The organism is Pseudoalteromonas sp. AOP7-A1-14 (genome assembly GCF_052376275.1).
GTDB lineage: Bacteria > Pseudomonadota > Gammaproteobacteria > Enterobacterales > Alteromonadaceae > Pseudoalteromonas.
This window is the reverse complement of the sequence record NZ_JBQSVO010000298.1, coordinates 1-455: the sequence shown is the minus strand read 5'-3', so window position 1 is coordinate 455 and position 455 is coordinate 1. Positions and strand designations below refer to the sequence as shown.

The 455-nt window shown below is 36.7% G+C and carries 1 protein-coding gene; it reads right to left on the bottom strand.

Translation table 11 applies throughout. The annotated features are described in order from the left end of the window. Positions 1 to 455 (bottom strand): surface lipoprotein assembly modifier (locus ACT3RM_RS18195; protein WP_444511556.1); only part of this gene is annotated, 455 nt, incomplete at both ends.

Here is a 455-nt window from a genome sequence, read left to right as displayed (position 1 = left end):
TTCAAGATCTTTACGCTTATGTGCCAATAAAGCACTATACTGCTCATATTTACGCGCCCTGAGTGATGCAAATAATGTTGCCTCTGCCCCGTTACCCCAGCGCTTATTGACACCAAATCTACTCGAAAATAATTGGTAAGCATGTACCTGTTCACTGTTATTCTTTTTACTGTAATCTAGACCACCAAATAGTAACCATTGTTCATTAAGCTGATACCAAAGGGTATTGTAATTTGCCAATTGTGTACCGGATTGATAACTATAGTGCTGAGGTTGATAAGATTGCTGCTCAATTTCAAGTTCAAGTTTTATATTTAGTTTTTTTGAAAGGTTTTTTAGCCAATCAAGCTTAATACCCGCAGCACTGTAAAGTGTGCTATTACCTAATGCATTGTATTTAAATTGCCCAGATGCTGAAAATTGTTCATAAGCCGTTTGATAGCTATAACCTAAGC